Origin of the sequence: Chitinophaga sp. (assembly GCF_036569125.1) — a bacterium.
GTDB lineage: Bacteria > Bacteroidota > Bacteroidia > Chitinophagales > Chitinophagaceae > Chitinophaga.
Map to the genome: position 1 here is coordinate 1 of NZ_DATCRF010000316.1, position 2033 is coordinate 2033.

Consider the following 2033-nt stretch of genomic DNA (forward strand, 5'->3'; position numbering starts at 1 on the left):
CCTTTGAGCTGTTCTATCAAAGCCGGGAAACCGCGCATAAAGGCACAGGTATAGGGCTGGCGCTAAGCCGGGAGATCATTGCATTGCACCATGGCACCATTAGCTTAAAAAGCGCTAAAGGTACCGGCACCACCTTTACCCTTACGTTGCCTGCCAGCAGCGCGCCTTTTGAACCGGAAGAGATCCAGCAGGAAGCAGAAAGCATGAATGTGCTGAACCATTCCCTGTTCAATTACCTGGAAGAACCGGATGAGCAGCTGCCGGCTACCACCAACACCGGCGAACATCTGCACTCCATATTGATCATTGAAGACCACCCGGACCTGAACAGCTTCCTGGCAAGCTACCTGGGCGGGCTATACGAAGTTTTTCATGCGGTGAATGGTGCAGATGGTTTGCAGCTGGCCTTTCAGCATATACCCGACCTGATCCTCTGCGATATTATGATGCCCGAGATGGATGGCATACAGGTGCTGGAAACCCTGAAAAAAGACATCCGCACCTCGCACATACCGGTGATACTGCTCAGCGCCAACAGCAGTGAGGAGCAGCGTATAAAAGGAATGCAGCACAATGCCGATGCCTACATCAGCAAACCCTTCAACCTGCAATACCTGGCAGAGAACATCAGCAGCATCCTGAATAACCGTGCGCTGCTCAAAGATCATTACATTGCAGAGCCGGAAACCCGGGTGCATACACCTCAGTCCAATAAACCAGACCGCAGGTTTGTAAATGACTTCACGGCTATTGTTGAAAATAACCTGGGCAATGATCAATTTGGGGTGGATGATATTTGCCAGCAGCTGTCCATTTCCAAAATGCAGCTGTACCGCAGGGTAAAGCAGCTGCTGAACTGCAATGTGAACGATTACATACTGGATACCCGCATTAAAAAAGCCAAGTACCTGCTGGTAAATTCCCAGCAGTCGGTTTCGGAGATCGCCTATGCCTGCGGCTTTTCATCGCCTGCATATTTTTCCACGGTATTTAAGGCACGCAGCCAGCAAACGCCTAAAACTTTCCGGGAGCAGGTGAATAAAAAACCGGATGTGTAGATGAGCAGCCGGTAAACGCCTGTTCCAATACCGAGAATTGTACGCCAAAGAATAGTGCCATCACATAAAACCTTGTTATTGATGAAACACCTTTTAACTGTTACTATCGCCCTGCTATGCAACCTGCAGGCAAGCGCACAGGGTTATAACACCCTGCAATACGGAGCTGTAAAACCAACTGCTGCAGCTGCAACAAAGGGATTAAAAGATTATTACAGCGATTATTTTCCAATAGGCGTATCCGTATCGCCCCGTAATATTACCGGCGCAGATACTGCCCTGATCCTTCAGCAGTTTAACAGCGTTACCACGGAAAACACTTTGAAATTTGGCCCGGTACATCCACAGGAGCAGCGTTATAGCTGGGGCGGGGCAGATACTATTATCAATTTTGCGCAGGCACATCATCTGAAAGTGCGGGGCCATACACTTTGCTGGCACCAGCAAACACCGGCCTGGCTGTTTGTTGATAATAAAGGCGCAGCTGTTAGCAAACAAGTATTACTACAACGGCTGAAGGAACACATTTTTACCGTAATGCAACGTTACAAGGGTAAAATATATGCCTGGGATGTGGTGAATGAAGCTGTTTCGGATGACAGTACCCAGTTCTTACGCAATTCACCATGGTACCGGATCTGCGGGGAAGAATTTATTGAAAAGGCGTTTATATATGCACATGAGGCTGACCCGGGCGCCATCCTGTTTTACAACGATTATAATACGGAGCATCCTCAAAAAAGAGAGCGCATTTACCGGTTGCTGAAAACATTGCTGGATAAAAAAGTGCCGGTACAGGGCGTAGGATTACAGGCGCACTGGAACCTTACAGACCCTACGCAAAAAGAGCTGATCGCCTCCATAGAACGCTTCCGCTCCCTGGGCCTGCAGGTGCAGATCACAGAGCTGGATATATCCGTACTGCCGCCACAATCACAGCGCGACAGTGCATGGCTGGCGCAGCCGGATGTATAT

The 2033-nt window shown here is 49.1% G+C and carries 2 protein-coding genes; both read left to right on the forward strand.

Annotated features, from left to right (window positions below):
- On the forward strand, positions 1-1058 hold a 1058-nt coding region (locus VIM87_RS11780; protein ID WP_331997185.1), incomplete at its 5' end, for a response regulator.
- A gap of 81 nt (positions 1059-1139) precedes the next feature.
- The coding region (locus tag VIM87_RS11785) for an endo-1,4-beta-xylanase (protein ID WP_331997186.1) at positions 1140-2033 on the forward strand (894 nt) is incomplete at its 3' end.